Here is a 20,298-nt window from a genome sequence, read left to right as displayed (position 1 = left end):
GGGGGATCGGCGAGAGGCCGCACCCCCGGGGGTTCAGTCATCTTCCGAAGCGCCGGGACCTCCGGGCTCGTCGGGGTCTTCGACGGCTCCGGCGAGGTCTTCTTCAGCTCCGGCGAGGTCTTCCTCGGCTCTGGCGAGGACCCCGAGCGGCACCGGGCGGGCCAGCAGCCTCCGCGCCGAGGTCTGCGCGCACCCGGCGAGCCCCGCGACCGCGGGCTCGCACATACGGCCCTGGCACCAGCCCATCCCGGCGCGGGTGAGGAGCTTCACGGTCCGTACGTCACCCGCGCCGAGTTCGCCGACGGCCCGGCGGATCTCACCGCCGGTCACCTCCTCGCACCGGCATACGACGGTGTCGTCGGTGACCTGCTCGGTCCAGTGCGCGGGAGGGACGTACACGGTGTCGAGCGCGGCGAAGAACTCCCGCATTCTCGTACGGGACTTGGCGACCGCGGCCCACTCGCGCGGGTCGGGTTCCGCGCCGGTGAGCCGGGCGGCGACGGAGCGGCCCGCGATGTGCCCCTCGGCGAGGGACAGCGCGGAGCCGCCGATGCCCGTCGTCTCGCCCGCGGCCCAGACGCCGGGCACGTCGGTCCGCTGCTCCTCGTCGACGTGCACATCGAGCCCGTCGACACGGCAGCCGAGCGACTCGGCGAGGTCGGTGTGCGGCAGCATGCCGTGCCCGACGGCGAGCGTGTCGCAGGGGATGCGCCGCTCGGTGCCGGGCCTGACCCGCCCGTCGCCGTCGAGCGCGGCGACGGTCACGGCGTCGAGCCGCTCCTCGCCGTGTGCCTCGACCACGGTGTGGCGTGCCATCACCTTGACGCGGTGACGGACGAGTTGAGCCGCGTACTGGGCCCCCTCGGCGACCTTGCCCGGCTGAGCGGCCAAGGCCCGCGCCCTCTCCAGGAACGCCTTCGCATCGCCTGTCCCTCGCAGCAACGCCTTCGGATCCGCCGACTCGACGAGCGCGGCGACGTCGACCCCGGCCGCGGCGAGCCCGGTCGCCACGGGAAGCAGCAACGGCCCGGTGCCGGCCACGACGGCGGTCCGCCCCGGCACGACGAGGCTCCCCTTGAGCATGGCCTGGGCTCCCCCCGCGGTCACGACACCGGGGAGGGTCCAGCCGGGGAACGGCAACACCTTCTCGTATCCACCGGTGGCGAGGAGTACGGCGTCGACGCCGACGGTGACCGGGCGCTCCTGTTCCGGGCCGAGCAGCGCGTGGACGGCAAACCCGTCGGACTGTCGTTCTACGCACCACACATGGTGGTCCGTCAGGTGCTCGATCGTGCCCGCTGTCACGTGCCCGGCCAGTCCCCGCGCCAGCCGGTCCCCTGTGCGCCACTGATGGTGGAGCGCCTGCGGCCGACGCGCGCCGAGCCCGGGCGCGGGCCCCCGGTAGAACTGCCCGCCCGCCATCGCGCCGGCGTCGATCAGTGTGACGCGGATGCCCCGCGCGGCCGCCGCCAGGGACGCGGCGAGTCCCGCCGGGCCCGCGCCGATCACCGCGAGGTGCGGTCGGTCAGTCATCGTGGCCCGTGCCTTCCTGCGTCCGGATCGTGTCGCCCGGCCGCACCGGCACCAGGCAAGCCCGTTGGTTGGGACGGTCGTTGACGGTCACAAGACAGTCGAAACAGACGCCGATGCCGCAGAAGACGCCACGCGGACGGCCCGCGCCGCGGGTGCTGCGCCACGAGGTGACGCCCGCGGTCCACAACGCGGCGGCGACGGACTGGCCGGGCAGCGCCTCGATCTCACGGCCGTCGAGGGTGACGGTGAAGGCGGGTCCCGGCTGCGCCCGGACCAGTTCCAGGGGATTCACACGGCCTCCTGCGGGAAGCGGTCCGGCCGGAACGGCGCGAGATCGAGGTCGGGTGTCCTGCCGGTCAGGATCTGCGCCAAGAGATGCCCGGTACCGGTGGCGAGCCCGATGCCCGCGCCCTCGTGCCCGCAGGCGTGGAAGAGGCCGGGCACCCGGGGGTCGGGGCCGATGGCGGGCAGGTGGTCGGGCATGTACGGCCGGAAGCCCAGGTAGGTGCGCAGGGCCCGCACCCCCGACAGGAACGGGAAGAGGCGCGTCGCGCCCGCGGCCAGCTCTCTGAGGGCCGGCAGCGAGAAGGACCGGTCGAAGCCGACCCGCTCCCGGCTCGCGCCGATGAGGATCGGCCCCGCGGCCGTTCCCTCGACGACGGGCGACGTCTGGAGCGCCGCCGAGTCGCTGGCCACGTCGGCGACATAGTCCGCCGCGTACACCTTGTGACGCACCAGCCGCGGCAACGGCTCGGTCACGAGGACGAATCCGCGGCGGGGCAGGACGGGGAGGGAGACACCGGCCAGCGCGGCCACCGCCGAGCCCCACGTACCGGCCGCGTTCACCACGGCCGGGGCATGGATCTCGCCCCGGTCGGTCCGTACGCCCCGGGCCGACCCGTCCGCCGTGCGCAGCACCTCGGTCACGGTCCGTCCGGTCAGCAGCCGCGCCCCCGAGGCCCGTACCAGATGGGCCGCGGCCAGGGCGGGCATCACCTGGGCGTCCTGCGGATAGTGCACGGCACCCGCGAGTCCGGGAGCCAACTGTGGTTCCAGGTCGTGGAGTCGGTCGGCCGCGACCGGCACGGCCGCGACCCCGGCCGCCCGCTGCCCCGCCGCGAAGGTCTCCAGCGCGGTCAGTCCCTCGGGCGTGGCGGCCACGACGACACCGCCCTTGGCCTCGTACTCGATCGCCGATGCGAGCTCCGTCGCCTCCGCGAGGTCGACCCAAAGGCGCCCCGACAGCAGGGCGAGGTCGAGCTCCGGCCCCGGCTCCTTGTCGGAGACGAGCAGGTTCCCCTCGCCCGCGCCGGTCGTCCCGCCGGCCACCGGTCCGCGGTCCACCAGCGCGACGTCGAGGCCCGCCCGAGCCGCGTACAGGGTGCAGGCCGCGCCCACCATTCCGGCCCCGACGACCACGACGTCGCAGGTAAATGGCTTGCTCACATCAGTACTATGTCACATGCTTCTGTTGCTGGGAATAACCGAGAACAGTCGACGACTCACACAAGAGGTGCCTGACGTGGCCACAAGCCGAAAGAACGGGCTGTACCGAGGAATCTCCGGCGAGCTGTCCGCCCTGATGCGCACGGGCTGGGCCGACACCGAGCAGCGTGATCTGCAACCGACCGAGCAGACGCCCCACGCGGCCCGCCGCCGCGCCGCGCTCTCCGCCCTCTTCCCGGGCGAGCGGCTCGTCATCCCCTCCGGGAGCCTCAAGACCCGCTCGAACGACACCCACTACCCGTTCCGCCCGTACTCCGGCTACGTCCATCTGACGGGCGATCAAACCCGGGACGGTGCCCTTGTGCTGGAGCCTCGCGCGGACGGCGGACACGAAGCGCACTGCTACCAGCTCCCCCGCGACGGCCGGGACAGCGACGAGTTCTGGACGGGCATGACGGCCGAGCTGTGGATGGGCCGCCGCCGCTCCTTGGCCGAGTCGGAGCGGGTACTCGGACTGCCCTGCCGTGACATCCGTACGATCGCCGAGGACCTGAAGGACTCCGGAGTACCGACCCGAGTCGTGCGCGGCCACGACGCCGTCATCGAAGCGGCGCTCAGCACGGACGAGGAGCAGGACGCCGTGTTCGAGGAGGCCGTCTCGGGGCTGCGGCTGGTGAAGGACGCGTGGGAGATCGGCGAGATGCGCCGGGCGGTGGACGCCACGGTCCGTGGATTCACCGATGTCGTACGGGAGTTGTCGCAGGCCGTCGCCACCTCGGAGCGCTGGATCGAGGGCACCTTCTTCCGCCGCGCCCGTGTCGAGGGCAACGACGTCGGCTACGGCTCCATCTGCGCGGCCGGCGAGCACGCCACGATCATGCACTGGATGCAGAACGACGGCCCGGTCCGCCCGGGCGAACTGCTCCTGCTGGACGCCGGCGTCGAAACCCGCACCCTCTACACCGCCGACGTCACCCGCACGCTCCCGATCAACGGCACGTTCACGCCGCTCCAGCGCGAGATCTACGACGCGGTGTACGAGGCCCAGGAGGCCGGCATGGCCGCGGTTCGGCCGGGCGCCCGCTACCGCGACTTCCACGAGGCCGCCCAGCGGTCGATGACCGAACGGCTGGTGGAATGGGGCTTCATCGAGGGCCCCGCCGAGCGAGCGTACGAACTCGGCCTGCAGCGCCGCTTCACCATGGCGGGCACCGGGCACATGCTCGGGCTCGACGTCCACGACTGCGCCAGGGCCCGCAACGAGGAGTATGTCGACGGGGTGCTGGAGCCGGGCATGGTACTCACCGTCGAGCCGGGCCTCTACTTCCAGGCGGACGATCTGACGGTGCCCGAGGAATGGCGCGGCATCGGCGTCCGGATCGAGGACGACCTCCTCGTCACGGCGGACGGCCACGAGAACCTGTCGGCCGGGCTGCCCCGCTCGGCCGAGGAAGTCGAGGCGTGGATGCGGGAGTTCGCCGGCTAGCCGGGAGAAGTGTCCGGGCTGCGGCAGGCGTGCCCCCGGTGAGGAACAGAGGTTCTCCCGTCGAATGGGTGACCTTTCCGGTGGGTGGTCGTTGGGTGCGGTGACGGGCTTTTCGGACCGGGACGGGGGTGACGGGGTGAGTGGGCTGCGGGAGATGGCAGCGCCCTTCGTCGTGCCTGGCCCGTCGGGGGTCGCGGTCCGTGACCGCCTGAGGCACCTCACCGCCGGAGATGAGGAGGTACTGCGGCTGGTCGGCGATCAGCTCGGTACGCTCGCTGCCCGGGATCTGAGGGCGCGGTGTGCGGCCGGGCTGGAGCACGACACCGAGCAGTGGGCCGAGCGCAAGCGTGCCCTGACGCGGGAGTCCTCCTCGCGCTGGGCCGGGTCGGTCACGAAGGCCAGCCACGATCAGTGGGCGCTCGCCCGGCGCGGCCAGCTCGCCCACATCCAGAGTCTCGAAGCGGGGGTGCGCACGATCGCGCACCGGCTGTCCCTGCCCGTCGGCGAGAGGGGCAGCAAGCGCGCCCCGGGCGGCTACCGCACAAGGCAGGAGTGGTTCGCCAAGGCCCGCCGCCTGCACGTCCTTGAGGACCGGCTTAAGGTGGCGCGGGCGGATCGTGAGGTGGGTGTCGTGCACGTGGTGCGCGGCGGGAAGCGGCTGCTGAACACACGGCACAACCTGAAGGCAGCGCAGCTCACCGAGCCGCTATGGCGCCGGCGGTGGCAGGCCGAGCGCCGGTTCCTCCAGGCGGATGGCGAGTCCGGCAAGCGGTTCGGCAACGAGACTATCCGCGTCACCCCGGGCGGTGAGGTCTCGATCAAGCTGCCGGCGCCGCTGGCGCACCTGGCGAACGCGCCGCACGGCCGGTACGTGCTGGCCGCGACGGTGGTGTTCGCGTATCGGGGCGAGCAGTGGCGCGACCGCGTCACCGCGAACCGGGCTGTGGCCTACCGCATCCACGAAGACACGGTGCGGGGCCGCTGGTACCTGACCGCGTCCTGGACGATCCCACCGGTCAAGACCGTGCCTTTGGCCGCGGCCCGCACGAGGGGCCTGATCGGCGTGGACACCAACGCCGACCACCTGGCCGCCTGGCGCCTGGACGAGCACGGCAATCCAGTCGGCGAACCGCTCCGCTTCGGCTACGACCTGACCGGCACCGCCGGCCACCGCGACGCCCAGGTCCGGCACGCCCTCATCCGGTTGCTGCACTGGGCCGAACGCCACGGCCTGGCCATCGCGGTCGAAGACCTCGACTTCACCACGGAGAAGACCCGCGAGAAACACGGCCGCCGCAAACGCTTCCGCAAGCTGATCTCCGGCATGCCGGTATCCAAACTGCGGGCCCGGCTCGTCAGCATGGCCGCCGAACTCGGCATCACCATCGTCGCCGTCGACCCGGCCTACACCTCCCGGTGGGGCGCCCAGCACTGGCAGAAGCCCCTCACCAGCACGAACAGGAAGCCCACTCGCCACGACGCGGCCGCCGCGGCGATCGGCAGGCGCGCCCTGGGGCACCCGATCCGGATGGGGGCACCTCCCAGGCCCTTAAGGCACTGGGGGAGGACGGCACCGCCCCCGCACGACCAGAGCGATCGTGCGGGGCATCGGACCGTCCAGGCCGGCTCGGGCACCCCGGGGCGCGAGGGAAACCGCCCCCGCATCCCCGGACCACGGACACGATCCGTCGGCGCCGGACGCGGAGCGAACGCGGTGGACCAGAACGCCCAACACCGTCCGGGGCGTCCGACTGAGCATGAGTCCTGGCAACAGGACCCACTCCCGCTCAGCCACTAGAAACGGTTCCTGCGGCCTGTCGGCCCCGCCCGCCAAGACGCGCCCGACGAGGCCCGGTTGGGGCTGTGTTCGTCGGGCGCGTGGCTCCGCCCTGCGTAGGCCGCGCGGGTCGATCGGCGTACCCAGGGCGGAACGTGGGGCGTGGGACGTCAGCGTCCGCTGATCACCAAGGACAACGTTCGCCGATCACCTCAGACGAGGGGCCACAGGGCCGCGGTGAGGCCGAAGCCCATCACTCCCATCGTGGTCGTCAGGACGGTCCAGGTGCGCAAGCCGGTCGCCACGTCCAGGCCGGCCAGCTTGGTGAACATCCAGTAGCCCGCGTCGTTGATGTGCGAGACGGACAGACCGCCCGCGCCCATCGCCAGGGCGACCAGGGAGAGTTGACCTGTGGACAGGTCGGCACGCTGCAGGAGCGGGGTGAGGATGCCCGCCGTGGTGATCAGGGCCACCGTCGTCGAACCCTGGGCCGCGCGCAGGGCGAGCGCCATCAGAAAGGCGAGGAAGAGGGCGGGCAGACCCGTCCGGTCCAGTACGTCGGCGATCGCGTCGCCGATGCCGCTCGCCACCAGCACCTTGCCGAAGACACCGCCCGCGCCCGCCACCAGGATCACCATGGCCACCGGCGGGAGGGCCGAGGTCATGACGTTCGCGATGCGGGTCCGGTCCCAGCCGCGGCGGGCGCCCAGGAAGTAGGCGCACAGGGTCACGTCGATGAGCAGGGCAACCATCGGGGCGCCGAGCACAGTGAGGACGGCGCGCAGGGTCGAACCCTCGGCGAGGAGGTTCTGGCCGAGGGTGCCGGCCAGGATGAGGAGGATGGGGGTGACGATGAGGGCCAACACCATGGCGAAGGAAGGCGCGGGGGCGTCGTCCACGGCGGTCGGGGTGGGGGCGGGCTTGGTGAGTACGGCGGTGCCGTGGCCGTCGGCGGCGTCGCCTTCGGGGGCCGGCACCGCGGGAGTCCCACTGCCGGTCGCCGGCTCGACCTCGCCGTACACCTCCGCGTACACCGCCGGGTCCATCGGGTACTCACGGCGGGTCATCCGGCGCGAGACGAGGTAACCGAGCAGGATCACGACCGCGGTGACCGGGATACCCATGAGCAGGACCAGGCCCTGGTCGGCGCCGATGGCCTGGGTGACGGCGACCGCGCCCGGGTGCGGGGGCAGGAACGCGTGCACGGTGAGCATCGCGGCGCCCATCGGGAGTGCGTACACCAGAAGCGGCTTGCGGGAGGCGCGCGCGACGCCGTAGGCGATCGGCATCAGGATGATCAGGCCGACCTCGAAGAAGACCGGGATGCCGAGGATGAATCCGGCGACGGTGAGCGCCAGCGGTGTGCGCTTGGAGCCGAAGCGGTCCATCAGGGAGTGCGCGAACGCCTGCGCACCGCCGGAGAGTTCGATGATCCGGCCGATCATCGCGCCCAGGGCGATGATCGTCGCGATGTGGCCGAGCGTGGAGCCCATGCCCTCCTCGATGGTCTTGACCAGGTCGGCCGCCGGCACGCCCGCGGCCAGTGCGACGGCGATGGAGACGACGACCAGGGCGACGAAGGGCTGGACCTTGGCGCGAAGGATCAGCAGGAGGAGGGTGACGACGCCTGCGGCGGCGATCAGGAGGAGGCTGGTGTGGCTCATCGGTCCTCTCCGTTCTGGGCCGGGGTGGACTTGGGAGAGAGCACGGTGACGACCGAGGAGTCGTCGTGGGCGGCGAGGCCGGCGCGTTCGCCGAGGAGGTAGAGCTGTTGCGCGGCGGATGCGAGGGGGACCGGGACGTGGGCGTCCTTGGCGATGCCGGTGACGATGCCCATGTCCTTCACGAAGATGTCGAGGCGCGACTTCACTTCGGGGGCCACGTCGCTCTCGTACGTCTCGACCATGCGGGGGCCACGGTCGCCGAACATGAACGAACCTGCGGCGCCGTGCCGCAGGCTCTCCACGACCGTGCCCGGGGCGAGGCCCAGGCCGCGGGCCAGGGCGATCGCCTCCGCGGCCGCGGCGATGTGGACGCCGGCGAGGAGCTGGTTGATCGCCTTGAGGGCCTGTCCGTCGCCCGGGCGGGGGCCGACGATCGTGAGGGTGGAGGCAAGCAGGTCTAGGACCGGGCGTGCGAGGTCCAGCGCCTTGTCCTCGGCGCCCACGACGATCAGCAGGTCGCCGTCGCCCGCGCGCACCGGGCCGCCGCTGACGGGGGCGTCCACGGTGAGGATGCCGTTCTCGGCGAGACGCTCGGCTGTGGCGCGGGCCGCCTCCGGGCCTACCGTGCTGGTCAGGATGACGGTGCTGCCGGGGCGGAGGGTTTCGGCGGCGCCGTTCTCGCCGAACAGGGCGCCGTCGACCTGGGACTGGTCGCGTACGGCGAGCAGTACGACGTCGGCGTCGCGGGCGGCCTCGGCGGGGGAGGCGGCGTCCGTGCCGCCGGCCGAGGCGAGCAGGGCGCGGCGGGCGGGGGCTATGTCGTAGACGGAAAGGGGGAGGTGGGCGGCCAGTCGGCGGGCCATGGGGAGGCCCATGGCGCCGAGGCCGATCACGGCCGTGTGGGGACGGGGGGCGGGTGAGGCTGACATGAGGGTGCCCTCCTATGGGGCGAGCGGATTGTTGTGCGGGGATTTCGGGTGGGGAGCCCGAGCTGGGGAGGTGTTGTCCTGCGGGTGCCGGGGGCAGACGGGAATGTGACGACAGGCCCTGGTCCTCAAACGCCCGACGGGCCGGAAGCTCGGGTGAGTTGGGTGATGATCCGGGCTGCCGCCAGCGCCACCGCGTCGCGGCCCGCCGACCAGAGACCGACCGCGTCCGAACCGGGGAGTGCCGTGGGGAGTCGGTCGCTCACCGCCTGGAGATAGGCGCGCCGGAGTTCGGCGTTGACGTTGACCTTTGCCACGCCTCGGGCCAGGGCGCCGAGGAGCTGTTCCTCGGGAAGGCCGCTGGCGCCGTGCAGGACCAGGGGGACGGGGGCGGCGGCGCGGATCGCGCCCAGGCGGTCGAGGTCGAGGCGGACCGGCGCCGCCGTGAAGCCGTGGACGTTCCCGACCGCGACCGCCAAGGCGTCCACGCCCGTTTCGGCGACGAACTCCGCCGCTTGAAGCGGGTCCGTCATGGTGGTCGCTGACGTGTGCGCGTTCGTCGAGACGTCCTCGTCACCCGCCAGGGCACCCAACTCCGCCTCCACCCATGCCCCGTGGTCGCGGGCGCGGCGTACGGCCTCGCGGGTCAGCGCGATGTTGTCGGCGAAGGGCAGGTGGGAGCCGTCGACCATGACGGAGGTGTACCCCGCCTCCAGGCAGGCGGTGATCTCGTCGAGGTCGCGGCTGTGGTCGAGGTGGACGCCCAGGGGAGCGTCGGAGTGGGCCGCGGCGTCCAGGGCGAGGCGCATCAGGGGTTCGCGTCCCGCGTGCTTGAAGGGGCTGGAGCCGGCCTGGAGGAGGACAGGGTGGCCGGGGTTCGCCTCCGCCGCGGCGACGATGCCCTGGACCGTTTCCAGGTTGTACGCGACGAAGCCGGGGAGCGCCTGCCCGGTCGTGTACGCCGTGGTCAGGGCCTTGAGGCCCTCGGTTCCGGTCAGCAGCATCAGGCGGCGCTCCTCAGCAGGGCGAGGGCGTCGGCGAGTGCGGTGTCGCCGCCGACGTTCCCCGCGAAGACGATGTACGGGATGCCGGCGGCCGGGCCGTCGACCGGCTGCCACAGCGAGACGATGCCGGGCAGCAGCGTGCCGCGGGCCCAGGCGCGGCGGATGTCCAGACCTTGGGTGGCGGTGTCGCTGGAGGTGATGCCCCCCTTGGCGATGACGAAGGCGGGGCGGCGGGCCGCGGTCACGAGACGTACCGCTTCGACCAGTGCGGCCGAGACGCTCCGGGAGATGGCGAGGCTCTCGTCCGGATCGGTTGCGGTGACCACCGTGCGAGTGGTGCGGATGACGGTCTCCGACCGCTCCAGCGCCTCAGCCGCCGCGGCGGCCGTCTCCTGGATGTGGGCCTCGCGGCGGGTGTCGTCGAGGAGTTGGGCCACCTCGAGTTCGAACTCGCCGATGTCGCCGTGCTGTTCGCGCAGGTGATTCAACTGACGTGTCGTCAGAGAGACATGGGAGCCGACGACGATCAGGCCGTGGGCGGCGTCCGCGCGCAGGGGGCGCAGCTCGGCGGCGGTGAGCGGGAGGTGGGCCGACTGGCCCGCTCGGGCCCGTACGAAGGAAGGGCCGACGCGATAGAGGAGACGCGTGCCCTTCTCCCCCGCCGCGGCGAGGGCGAGTGCGAGAACGCGGAGGTCGTCGTCACACACGGCGTCGACGACGGCGGTGGCGCCGTCCCGGAGGGAGGAGAGCTGGTCGGCCACGTGCTCCGGGCCACCGGCGCGGAGGTCGGTGAGGGTGATGCGGACGACCTTGTCGGCGGGGGTGCGGCCGCCGGTCTTCTCCTCGACCCAGTCGGGGAGGGCGGAAGAGGCGTAGCCGAAGGTGGCGTCCTTGGCGAACTCGCTCTCGCCGACGGGGAGGAGGCCGTCGCCGGTGCGCATCCAGTGGACCGAGTCGAGAGTGAGGCGGCCTGCCTCGATGTATGCGGGGACGAGGACGACTCCGTCGGGAGCGGCGCCGAGATGCGTCAACTCCTCGGCCAGCACGTCGGTTTCGAGGGGGAAGTGGCCGCGGAGCGTGGAGTCGCCGCGGGAGGCGATGACGTACGGGACGCTCTCGGCCCGGGAGGCCTCGTGCAGGGCGCGGACGATCTCGCGGTTGCGGGTGGCGGCGGCCTCGGGCGAGAGGCTGCGGGTGTTGGTGAGGACGAAGAAGGCGGAGCTCTGTTGGCGGAGGGCCCAGCGGAGGTCGTCCACCGTCCAGGTGGTGAGGACCGGGAGGTCGGCGGTCGTCTGGGTGCCGGTGGGGTCGTCGTCGAGGACGACGAGGCGGGGGGCGGTTGCGATGCGGGTGGCGACCTCTGAGGCGTCCACCGCCCTGACGGGCGGGAGGCCGGCGAGGACCTCTGACTCGGGGAGGGCATGGGGGGGTAGGGACATGGCGGTTCCTGGGGACGGGGGTGCGAGAGGGGCTGAGGTCCGGGGGCCTGCGGGGAGGCGCGATGACCCACGGCTACGGAGGCTTGAGCGGTGCGGCGCGTGCGCGCACGGCTGCTACGACGGCCCGCTGTCCTTGAGTACGTGCGTGCGGTAGTCGTTCGCCGTTTGGTTCATGTGGGCGTCCATGGCGCGGCGGGCCCTGTCCGGGTCGCCGGATTCCAGGGCGCTGAGAACCGCCTCGTGGTGGGCGATGGCGTTGACGCGAATCTGCGGGACCGCGGAGGTCTCGCGGCGTCCTTCGGCGAGCAGCGGGCCGAACGGCTCGAAGAGGAGCGGGACGAAGAGGTTGCCGGTCGCCCGCATCACCGTGGCGTGGAAGTCGATGTCGGACTGCACGAACTGTTCCGTGTCGCCCGCGTCGGCGGCGTCCCGCATCGCGGTGAGGTGCTCGCGCAGCTCGGCGAGATCGGTGTCGCTGCGCCGGAGTGCGGCGAGCTCGGTCGCGCCGTTCTCGATGAGGCGGCGGGCCTCGATGAGCCGCTCGGAGAGTGAGGTGTGGGAGGAGCGGGACGCGGCGCGGACCACGGGCTCCAGCGCGGTCCAGCGGTCCGGCGGGTTCACGTAGGTGCCGCGGCCGCGCACCACCCGTACGACGTTCTGTGCGCGCAGCTGCTTCACCGCCTCGCGGACGGTCAGACGGCTCACCGACGACTGCTCGGCCAGCTCGGCCTCCGGGGGGAGGACGGCGTCCGGCGGGTAGGTGCCGTCGATGATCGCGCTGAGCAGGCGCTCGGCGAGATCTTCGGAGAGCGACATCGTTGGGCCTCCGCGGGCTGGTTTCGGCATGTGGTGATCCAGAGTCTGACATCAAGAGCTGGTGATCCAGAGATCTGACGTCAGACATCTGATGTCTCAATGGCGGTAACCATGACACCGGGTTCCGAAGCCGTCAATACCTTCGCGCGATTACCGTTCGGTTACGGCAATGGATCACCGGGCGGCGGAGTCACTCGTGTTCGCTGCCGGCCACCGCCCGGTCGTGGGTGACGATCACGATGGTGATGCCGAAGCGCTCCGCCGCACCCGCGGTCAAGGTGTCGCCGGCCTGGATGTTCACCGACGTCTAGATCCTGCTCTCGGCCGCCGTGTCGGCGGACAGCCGCTGCGCCACATAGATCGGAATCACCGAGAGCAGGACGAGCACCGCCGCCACGACGTTCACAACCGGGGCCTGCTGGGGCCGTGTCATGTTGTTGAAGATCCAGATCGGCAGGGTCTCGATACCGGGTCCGGCCGTGAACGTCGTCACCACGATCTCGTCGAAGGAGAGCGCGAACGCGAGCAGTCCGCCCGCCAGCAGCGCCGAGCGCACCAGCGGGAAGGTGATGTCGACGAAGGCCCGGAAGGTGTCCGCGCCCAGGTCCATCGCCGCTTCCTCGTACGAGCCGGACGTACGGCGCAGCCGCGCTACGACGTTGTTGAAGACGACCACGATGCAGAAGGTGGCGTGGCCGACGATCACGGTGAACAGGCCGAGGCCGACGCCGAGCGGCTCGAGCACCGTGCCGAACGCCGAGTTGAGCGCGATGCCCGTGACGATGCCGGGCAGTGCGATCGGCAGGACGACGACGAAGGAGATGGCGTCGCGGCCGAAGAAGCGGTGCCGGGCGACCGCGAAGGCGATCAGCGTGCCGAGCACCAGGGCGATGGCGGTGGCGCCGAGCCCTGCCTTGACCGAGACCCAGAGGGCCGCTCGGGCGCCCTCGTTCTCCCAGGCGACCGACCACCAGTGGAAGGTCAGCCCCGGCGGCGGCCAGCTCGCGCTGCGGTCCGGGTTGAAGGAGTTGACCAGGACGAGCGCGAGCGGAACGTAGATGATCGCGAAGCCGAGCCCGGCGGCGACGCGCAGCGCGATGCGCGCGGTACGGGAGAGTTGCACAGCGGGCTCCTCAGAGGCTGCTCAGGGCGCCCGTGCGGCGCATCGCGAGCAGGTAGAGCACGATGACGACGACGGGGACCGTGCCGAGCGCGGCGGCCATGGGCAGGTTCAGTTCGATGTTGGAGTAGACGAGGTTGCCGATGAGCTGGGTCTTGCCGCCGACGATCTGCACGGTGATGTAGTCGCCGAGGCTGAGCGAGAAGGTGAAGACCGAGCCGGCGGCCACGGACGGCAGGACCATCGGCAGCACCACGGAGCGGAAGGTGCGTGCGGGGCGTCCTCCCAGGTCCGCCGACGCGTCGAGCAGGCTGGCGGGCAACTGCTCCAGTGCCGTGTGGATCGGCAGAATCATGTACGGCAGCCAGAGGTATGTGAGCGCGATGACCGCCGCGAGCAGTCCGAAGCCGGGCCCGCTCATCCCGAAGGGTTTCAGCATCCAGTCGGCCAGGCCTCCCTGAGAGAGGATCAGCCGCCAGGCGTACACCTTGACCAGGTAACTCGCCCACAGTGGCGTGAGGATGGCGACCACGAGCAGCGGGCGCCACTTGGGCTTGGCGATCCGGGCCGTGTAGAAGGCGACCGGGAAGGCGATCACCGCGCACAGGACGGTGACCGCGAGCGCGACGCCGATACTGCGCAGAATCACCTGCCGGAAGACCGGAGTCGTGAACAGCGCGTGGAAGTTGTCGGTCGACCAGACCTTCACGACCTCGGAGGTGAAGGAGTTGGTCGTCCAGAACGCCGAGACGAACAACACGGCCAGCGAGCCCAGGTAGAGCACGGCCAGCCAGAGCAGCGGCGCGGTCAGCAGGAGGGACAGCCGCAGCCGGGGGTGTCGGTGCAGGGTCCCGGCGAGCCGCCGGACGGGGGACCGTCCGGCGGCCTGCGCGGTGGTGGTCATCGGTCGTTCAGCCCTTGATCTCGGTCCAGGCCTGGACCCACTTGGCGTACGGCACGCACTTGACGTCGGTGCGGCCGTCGAGGCACTGCTCGATGGGCGTGTTCCAGAAGGCGATGTTCTTCCAGTAGGCCTCGTCGGCGGCGTGGAAGGTGTCGCAGAAGGACTTGTCGCTGGTCTGGTCGCATGCCTTGGCGTTCGCCGGAGCCTCACCGAAGTACTCGGCGACCTGGGCGTTCACCTTCGGCGAGATGATCCAGTCCATCCACTTGTAGGCGCAGTTGGGGTGCTTGGCCTTGGCGGAGATCATCCAGGTGTCCGACCAGCCCGTCGAACCCTCCTTGGGCACGAAGGCCTTCACCTTGGCGCCCTCGTCGGCCGCGAGGTTGGCGATGACCTGCCAGGTGGTGCCGACCACGGAGTCACCGCTCTTGAAGGCGGAGATCTCCTTGAGGTAGTCGCTCCAGTACTCCCCCACGTTCGCGCTCTGGTTCTTCAGCAGCGCGACGGCCGCGTCGAACTGCTCCTGGTCCAGCGCGTAGGGGTCCTTGATCTTCAGCTCAGGCTTGGTCGCCTTGAGATACAGCGCCGCGTCGGCGATGTAGATCGGCGAATCGTACGCGGTCACATGGCCCTTGTACTGGGAGGCGTCGTCGAAGACGGCGGACCAGGAGGTGGGGGCGGGCGTGACCTTCTGGGTGTTGTACATCAGCAGGTTGGCGCCGCGGCCGTGCGGAATGCCGTACATCTGACCGTCGACGGAGTTCCAGGCCCCGCCCTTGAGGCCGCTGAAGACATCCTTGTAGTTGGGTACGAGGCTGGTGTTGACCGGGGCCGCGTCGCCGGAGGCGATGAGGCGCAGGGAGGCGTCGCCGGACGCGGAGACCGCGTCGTACTGGCCGGTCTTCATCAGCTTGACCATCTCGTCGGAGCTGGCCGCGACCTTGGAGTTGACCTGACAACCGGTCTGCTTCTCGAAGTCGCTGACCCAGTCGACCTTGGGGTCGTTGGAACCGTCCTCGACATAACCGGCCCAGGCGATGAGGTTGACCTGGCCCTCGGTCTTGCCGAGCTTCGACTGCGCCTTCAGGTCGGGCGGGTTGAGCCCGGTCGACGAGGAGGAGCCGCCCGAGTCGGACGATCCACAGGCGGTGGCCGCGACGAGCACCGCGACTGCGGCGGCGGCCCGGAGGGTTGTGGTGAGGCGCACGACGTACTCCATACGTGATGGGGACTGAGCGTGGGGGTCAGCGGGGGTCGGGGACCTTGAAGGTGTGGCGGCGGTGCCATTGGAGCCGGACCCGTGTGCCGCGGTAGGCGGCGACGTCCTCGGAGGAGGTCTCCAGGTTCTGCTGGAGCGCGGTGAGGCGCCCTCCCGCGTCGAGGTCCACGAGGAAACGGGTCGCGTCCCCCAGATAGACGACCTCGGCGACGGTGCCGGTGGCGGTGGAGTGCTCCGGCTCGTCGGCCTCGGCGGACTCCTTGAGGACCCGGATCTTCTCGGGCCTGATGCTGTACGTGCCCGGGGCGCCGACGACCTGCCGCGCGGACTGGCCCTCGAGCAGGTTGGAAGTGCCGACGAAGCCCGCGACGAACGGAGTAGCGGGCCGTTCGTAGATCTCGGCCGGGGTGCCGACCTGTTCGATGCGGCCCTGGTTGAAGACGGCGATGCGGTCGCTCATCGTCAGGGCCTCCTCCTGGTCATGGGTGACGAAGACGAACGTGATGCCGACCTCGCGCTGGATCGCCTTGAGCTCGACCTGCATCTGCTCGCGCAGCTTGAGGTCGAGAGCGCCGAGCGGTTCGTCGAGCAGCAGCACACGGGGGCGCCCGACGAGGGCGCGGGCGAGCGCGACGCGCTGGCGCTGGCCTCCGGAGAGCCGGCCGGGGCGACGCCTGCCGAATCCTTCGAGGCGCACATCGGCGAGCGCCTTGCGGGCCCGCACCAGCCGCTCGGGCTTGGGCACCTTGCGGACCTTGAGGCCGTAGGCGACGTTCTGCTCCACGGTCATGTGCGGGAAGAGCGCGTAGTCCTGGAAGACGGTGTGCACGTCCCTCTCGAAGGGGGCAAGCCCCGTGACCTCCTGTCCGGCCAACTCGATCTCCCCGGAGGTGGGGCTCTCGAAGCCCGCGATCATGCGCAGGACAGTCGTCTTTCCCGAGCCGGACGGGCCGAGCATCGAGAAGAACTCGCCGTCGGATATGTCCAGGTCGATCCCCGCCACCGCGGTCGTCTCGCCGAACGACTTCCGCAGATCCCGCAGCCGGATCGCGCTTCCCTCCATGGACGGGAACCTTTCTGGTGCACTCTTTCGTTGATCGGAAAGATATGAAGTCATAGTTCAAAGCTCAAGACCCCCTTAAGGTAAAGGTTGAGTCATCGCACAAGGTGGTAGCCGTGAAGCAACAGATAGCTGGCGCCCGGAGGGCCGTCTTCACTCCGGTGGACAACCGGGCGCGAGTGGAGACGGTCGTCCGCAGGCTCGGCGACGCCATCGAGCTCGGACTCCTCGCTGACGGGGAGCAACTGCCCGGCGAAATGGAGCTGGCCGGACAGCTCGGAGTGTCCACGGTGACCTTGCGCGAGGCGCTGATGGCGCTGCGGCAGCAGGGTCTGGTCACCACCCGCAGGGGGCGCGGGGGCGGCAGCTTCGTATCGCTCCCCGAGTTCCCCGGCGAGGAGCGGCTGAAGGCCCGGCTGGCCGGCTGGAGCACCGAGGAGCTGCGCGACCTTGGCGATCACTGGGCCGCGGTGTCGGGCGCGGCGGCCCGGCTGGCGGCCCAGCGCACGGAACCGGCCGATCTTCACCAGCTGCGGCGCACCCTCGAGGAGCTGGCGTCCGCCGAGGACGTGGCGGCGCGCAGCCGGGTCTACGGCCGTTTTCATGTCGAGCTGGCGGCGGCGTCCCAGTCCGCCCGGCTGACCCGCGAACAGGTCGCGCTCCAGACCGAGGTGGGGGCGCTGCTGTGTCTCGTGCTCGGGGACGACGAATATCGTGAAGAAGTCGCCGACCGTCACCGCTCCGTAATCTCGGCGGTGCAAGATGGGGCCCACGATTCGGCCAGAGCGCTGGCCGAGCGGTGCGTCCAGGACTCGACGGCGCGGCTCATCGCCCTCCGCCTCGCGATGCCGCGCACCGTGTCCGGTCCCCGTCCGCTGGAGGGCACCCATGAGCAGGAGCCCCGGCCCGGTCGGCGCCACGGCGACGCTTGACGCGACACCGGAGGCTGCCGTCGCCACCCAGGTCCGCTCCACGCTGGAGGCCGTGTTCGACGCGGTCGCCGAGACCCGGACCGATACGGCGGCCCTGCTCGTCCGGGTCGCCGCGCAGGGCCGTCGCCCCGCGACCGTGGATCTGGCCGCACTGCGGCCCGGGCTCCATCTCCGGCTCGCCCGGCAGGAGTTGGTGTCGGGCGTCGGGTTCGTCGCGGCGCCGGGGCTGCTCGGTGACGTACCGGCATGGCTGGAGTGGTGGCAGACGGGCTCCGACGGAGACGTACGACCGCTGCTGCTCGACCTCGATCCGCGGCACTCCGCGTACTCCGACTACACGCACTGGGACTGGTTCGCCCTCCCCCGCGACACGGGACAGCGCGCGGTCGCCGGACCCTATGTCGACTACCTCTGCTCCGACGAGTACAGCCTGACGCTGTCCGCCCCCGTCCAGATGGAGGGCCGGTTCGTGGGCGTCGCCGCGGCCGACGTGTATCTGCGGCACTTCGAGGCCGCGGTCGTCCCGCTGCTGCAACGGCTGCCGGGTGCCGCCCACTTGGTGAACGCGCGCGGGCGGGTGGCCGCGTCCGCCGACCCCGCGCATCTGGCCGGATCGCTCACCAAGGGCCCGGACTTCGGGGCCGTACTGGCGTCGGCGCGGAGCGCGCGCTTCGAAGGGATGCGGCTGATTCCGTGCGACGGCGTTCCGCTGGTGCTCGTGGTGTCGGCCGACTGACCCTGGTGGGACGGTACGAACGGCGGGCTCGGACCGGAACCTCGTGGGACGGTACGGCCCGCGGTCTCGGAACGGAACCTCATGGGACGGTACGGCCGGCGGGCTCAGACCGCCCGCAGCTCCGCCGCGCCGTTGCGGGTCTTGCGCGCCTTGCGCGGTACGGCGATCGCGCTCCGTGCCTCGCGCAGGACCAGCGTCATCCGCGTGTAGCCCATGTCCTGAAGGGTCTTGGGGGTGTCGTCGACAATCCGGCAGTGCGTGCTGCCCCAGCGTGGATCGGGGTGCACCAGCGGGCGCACGGCGCCGTCGTGCTCGACGGCGTCCGGGCCGACCGCGCGGATCCAGTGCGGCAGTCCGTGCCGGTAGGCGGCGTCCATGATGGGGTCCTGGGCGATGTCCCGGCGGATCGACTGGAGTCCACGGTCCTGGCCGTGACGCTCCACGGCGGCCGCGAAGTGGGCCAGCATCGGCAGGCACCAACTCGACTCGTGCTCACCGAGGACGGTGCTCGCATCGGGATGGAACAGAACGAACCGGAGGAAGTTGTCACCGGGCATGGCCGTCGGGTGGGGGCCGACGCCGTCGAAAAGTGTCTCGAACGCGGCGTTGGACAGAACGACGTCCCAGCGGTGGTCGAAGACGACGGAGGGGAACGGTACGGCCTCCAAGAGGCCGGCGTAGTCCTGGAGATACGCCTGAGCTTCGAGACTCTCGGGGACAGGTCGCGGCTGGGACCGCTGCCTTCCTGCCTGGTACGCCATCGGGAGGTCACCCCTCTTGCCTCTGCGGCCTTCACGCGGCGCCCCGATCCTGCTGCCCAGGCAGTAGTCGTGTCAACTATCGTGGCATTTGGCGCCCGTTGACGGCTGAATCTCGCCACAGTTGTGGCGAGACCTGGATGTGAGTTCGAGCGAGGGGCTAGTCTCCGGGTGATTCCTGACCTTCGTGTCCGGATGGTTCCTGACGTTCGTGAGAGAGACCTGAGAGAGACGTAGGAGATCTGTCGGTGACGGATGGCTTCGAAGTTCCGGGCGCCACGGCGACGGTTCTGCTGCAGGCCGTCGTGGCCCGGGTCACCGCACTCGCCGACCGGCTCGGCGTGGAACACGCCGAGGTCTTCGACGTCAAGCGCCTGTCGGGCGAGTCCGGCGTCCCCGAACCCGTGGTGAAGGCGCTGCTCAGCGGTCGCCCCGCCGGGGAGCCCGATCTGCAGGCCCGCTTCCTGCAACGCCTGGACCTGCTGCGCCGCACCCGGCTCAAGCCCAACGGACGCCGCTACACCCAGCAGGAGATCGCCGACGGCGCCGGGATGTCGCGCCAGCAGGCGGGGGCCCTCATCAATGGCGACCGGCGGCCCACCATGGAGCACTGCGACGCCATTCAGCGCTTCTTCCGGGTGCATGCCGGGTTCCTCACGGCCGAGGACTCCGAGGCACTCGTGGGTGCCCTGCAGCGTTCGGAGCAGGAGCTCCTTCAGCGACTCGCCGACCGCGAGCGCGCCGCGGCCGTGGTCGCGGACGACCCGCTGGAGCGGCTGCTCCTCGACCACGGCGTCCGCGGAATCGCCTGGCGGGCCGCGCAGTTGCCCACCGACCAGCACCGGGACAAGGTCGCCGAGTGGCTGGACATGCTCCTGGAAAGCGTCAAGCGGCCCGAGTCGTGAGCCGGGGGAGAACTGTGGGCATCGGAAGGGACATGCGCCGCCTGTGCGGCGAGTTGGTCGCGGAGCTGTCGCTCCCGGCGCCGGCGGAACCCGCCGACCTCTACGCGGCGCTGTGCGACGCGATGAGCAGACGCCGCGGCCGTCCCGTCCAGTTCCGTACGGCCGCGTTCCCGCCCAACACCGCCAGCGGGCTGTGGCTCGACATGGCCGAGCAGGACCTCGTCGTCATCGAGGAACGCACCGCTCCCGACCACCAGTTGGTGATCCTCGGCCACGAGCTGTGGCACATGAAAGCCGGGCACTGCAGCCACCACGTCGAGGGCGCGGCCGTCGCGGCCCGTTTATTGAGCGACAGCGCGGATCTGCAGGCGACCGTGCTGAAGGTGGCCGCGCGCACGCGTTTCGACCTCGCCGACGAGAAGGAGGCCGAGAGCTTCGGTCTGCTGCTGGCCAGCAAGTGCCGTACGTGGCTTGCCGGGTCGTCGCTGCGCGGGCCGGTGCAGCGGGAGGGTCTGGCCGGCCGTATCGAGGCGTCCCTGGGCTACCGCGGCCCGCAGGGCTGAGGGTCTCCAG

General features: G+C 71.0%; 19 protein-coding genes. 6 read left to right on the top strand and 13 right to left on the bottom strand.

Features of this window, described 5'->3' with window-relative positions; genetic code table 11:
- Window positions 1-33: 33 nt before the first annotated feature.
- Genes IEY95_RS39200 through IEY95_RS39190 form a run of 3 tightly spaced genes read right to left on the bottom strand, consistent with a single transcriptional unit; the run spans window position 34 to window position 2,979 of the window.
- Window positions 34-1,533, bottom strand: coding sequence for an NAD(P)/FAD-dependent oxidoreductase (locus tag IEY95_RS39200; RefSeq protein ID WP_189190991.1), 1,500 nt, complete (start codon window positions 1,531-1,533; stop codon window positions 34-36).
- Window positions 1,526-1,825, bottom strand: coding sequence for a (2Fe-2S)-binding protein (locus IEY95_RS39195; protein ID WP_189190990.1), 300 nt, complete (start codon window positions 1,823-1,825; stop codon window positions 1,526-1,528). Before IEY95_RS39195 ends, IEY95_RS39200 begins: the two co-directional genes overlap by 8 nt.
- Window positions 1,822-2,979, bottom strand: coding sequence for an NAD(P)/FAD-dependent oxidoreductase (locus IEY95_RS39190; RefSeq protein ID WP_189190989.1), 1,158 nt, complete (start codon window positions 2,977-2,979; stop codon window positions 1,822-1,824). Before IEY95_RS39190 ends, IEY95_RS39195 begins: the two co-directional genes overlap by 4 nt.
- Window positions 2,980-3,055: 76 nt before the next feature.
- On the opposite strand from IEY95_RS39190, the gene IEY95_RS39185 reads away from it, so the two are divergent.
- Together IEY95_RS39185 and IEY95_RS39180 are read left to right on the top strand one after the other, a co-directional pair.
- Window positions 3,056-4,465, top strand: a complete 1,410-nt coding sequence (locus tag IEY95_RS39185; protein ID WP_229703654.1) for an aminopeptidase P family protein — start codon at window positions 3,056-3,058, stop codon at window positions 4,463-4,465.
- A 154-nt stretch (window positions 4,466-4,619) separates the two neighbouring features.
- On the top strand, window positions 4,620-6,263 hold the full coding sequence (locus tag IEY95_RS39180; protein ID WP_373294636.1) for an IS200/IS605 family accessory protein TnpB-related protein: 1,644 nt from the start codon (window positions 4,620-4,622) through the stop codon (window positions 6,261-6,263).
- 191 nt (window positions 6,264-6,454) lie between these two features.
- On the opposite strand, the gene IEY95_RS39175 is transcribed toward IEY95_RS39180, so the two are convergent.
- The 9 genes from IEY95_RS39175 to IEY95_RS39135 all read right to left on the bottom strand — a co-directional run bounded on the left by IEY95_RS39175 (window position 6,455) and on the right by IEY95_RS39135 (window position 16,397).
- Complete coding sequence (locus IEY95_RS39175; protein ID WP_189190987.1) at window positions 6,455-7,906, bottom strand: GntT/GntP/DsdX family permease; 1,452 nt, start codon at window positions 7,904-7,906, stop codon at window positions 6,455-6,457.
- Window positions 7,903-8,835, bottom strand: coding sequence for an NAD(P)-dependent oxidoreductase (locus tag IEY95_RS39170; RefSeq protein ID WP_189190986.1), 933 nt, complete (start codon window positions 8,833-8,835; stop codon window positions 7,903-7,905). Before IEY95_RS39170 ends, IEY95_RS39175 begins: the two co-directional genes overlap by 4 nt.
- 125 nt (window positions 8,836-8,960) lie before the next feature.
- Window positions 8,961-9,836: a class II fructose-bisphosphate aldolase gene (locus IEY95_RS39165; protein ID WP_189190985.1), complete on the bottom strand. Its 876-nt coding sequence runs from the start codon at window positions 9,834-9,836 to the stop codon at window positions 8,961-8,963.
- Window positions 9,836-11,275: a four-carbon acid sugar kinase family protein gene (locus IEY95_RS39160; protein ID WP_189190984.1), complete on the bottom strand. Its 1,440-nt coding sequence runs from the start codon at window positions 11,273-11,275 to the stop codon at window positions 9,836-9,838. The genes IEY95_RS39165 and IEY95_RS39160 overlap by 1 nt, the downstream gene beginning before the upstream one ends.
- 114 nt (window positions 11,276-11,389) lie before the next feature.
- Window positions 11,390-12,091: a FadR/GntR family transcriptional regulator gene (locus IEY95_RS39155; protein WP_189190983.1), complete on the bottom strand. Its 702-nt coding sequence runs from the start codon at window positions 12,089-12,091 to the stop codon at window positions 11,390-11,392.
- A 307-nt stretch (window positions 12,092-12,398) separates the two neighbouring features.
- Window positions 12,399-13,214, bottom strand: a complete 816-nt coding sequence (locus tag IEY95_RS39150) for an ABC transporter permease (protein WP_189190982.1) — start codon at window positions 13,212-13,214, stop codon at window positions 12,399-12,401.
- Window positions 13,215-13,224: 10 nt separating this feature from the next.
- Window positions 13,225-14,115 (bottom strand): ABC transporter permease, encoded by an 891-nt coding sequence (locus tag IEY95_RS39145; protein ID WP_189190981.1) that lies wholly within the window; start codon window positions 14,113-14,115, stop codon window positions 13,225-13,227.
- Window positions 14,116-14,122: 7 nt separating this feature from the next.
- Complete coding sequence (locus IEY95_RS39140; RefSeq protein ID WP_189190980.1) at window positions 14,123-15,334, bottom strand: ABC transporter substrate-binding protein; 1,212 nt, start codon at window positions 15,332-15,334, stop codon at window positions 14,123-14,125.
- 25 nt (window positions 15,335-15,359) lie between these two features.
- Window positions 15,360-16,397 (bottom strand): ABC transporter ATP-binding protein, encoded by a 1,038-nt coding sequence (locus IEY95_RS39135; RefSeq protein ID WP_189190979.1) that lies wholly within the window; start codon window positions 16,395-16,397, stop codon window positions 15,360-15,362.
- A gap of 104 nt (window positions 16,398-16,501) precedes the next feature.
- Here IEY95_RS39135 and IEY95_RS39130 point away from each other — a divergent pair, with 104 nt between their 5' ends.
- Window positions 16,502-17,326, top strand: a complete 825-nt coding sequence (locus IEY95_RS39130; protein ID WP_189190978.1) for a FadR/GntR family transcriptional regulator — start codon at window positions 16,502-16,504, stop codon at window positions 17,324-17,326.
- Entirely contained in the window at window positions 17,283-18,062 is a 780-nt protein-coding gene (locus IEY95_RS39125; RefSeq protein ID WP_189190977.1) for a cache domain-containing protein, read from the top strand. Before IEY95_RS39130 ends, IEY95_RS39125 begins: the two co-directional genes overlap by 44 nt.
- Before the next feature lie 104 nt (window positions 18,063-18,166).
- Here IEY95_RS39125 and IEY95_RS39120 read toward each other — a convergent pair whose 3' ends face one another.
- Entirely contained in the window at window positions 18,167-18,823 is a 657-nt protein-coding gene (locus tag IEY95_RS39120) for an MmyB family transcriptional regulator (protein WP_189190976.1), read from the bottom strand.
- A 245-nt stretch (window positions 18,824-19,068) separates the two neighbouring features.
- On the opposite strand from IEY95_RS39120, the gene IEY95_RS39115 reads away from it, so the two are divergent.
- Window positions 19,069-19,725 (top strand): helix-turn-helix domain-containing protein, encoded by a 657-nt coding sequence (locus IEY95_RS39115; RefSeq protein ID WP_189190975.1) that lies wholly within the window; start codon window positions 19,069-19,071, stop codon window positions 19,723-19,725.
- 32 nt (window positions 19,726-19,757) lie between these two features.
- Window positions 19,758-20,288, top strand: coding sequence for a toxin-antitoxin system, toxin component (locus tag IEY95_RS39110; protein WP_189191022.1), 531 nt, complete (start codon window positions 19,758-19,760; stop codon window positions 20,286-20,288).
- The last annotated feature ends 10 nt before the right edge of the window (window positions 20,289-20,298 follow it).

It is taken from the genome of Streptomyces albiflavescens, assembly GCF_014645835.1.
Taxonomy (GTDB): Bacteria; Actinomycetota; Actinomycetes; order Streptomycetales; family Streptomycetaceae; genus Streptomyces; species Streptomyces albiflavescens.
Note: the sequence above shows the minus strand (reverse complement) of the source record. Positions and strands in the feature narration are given on the sequence as shown.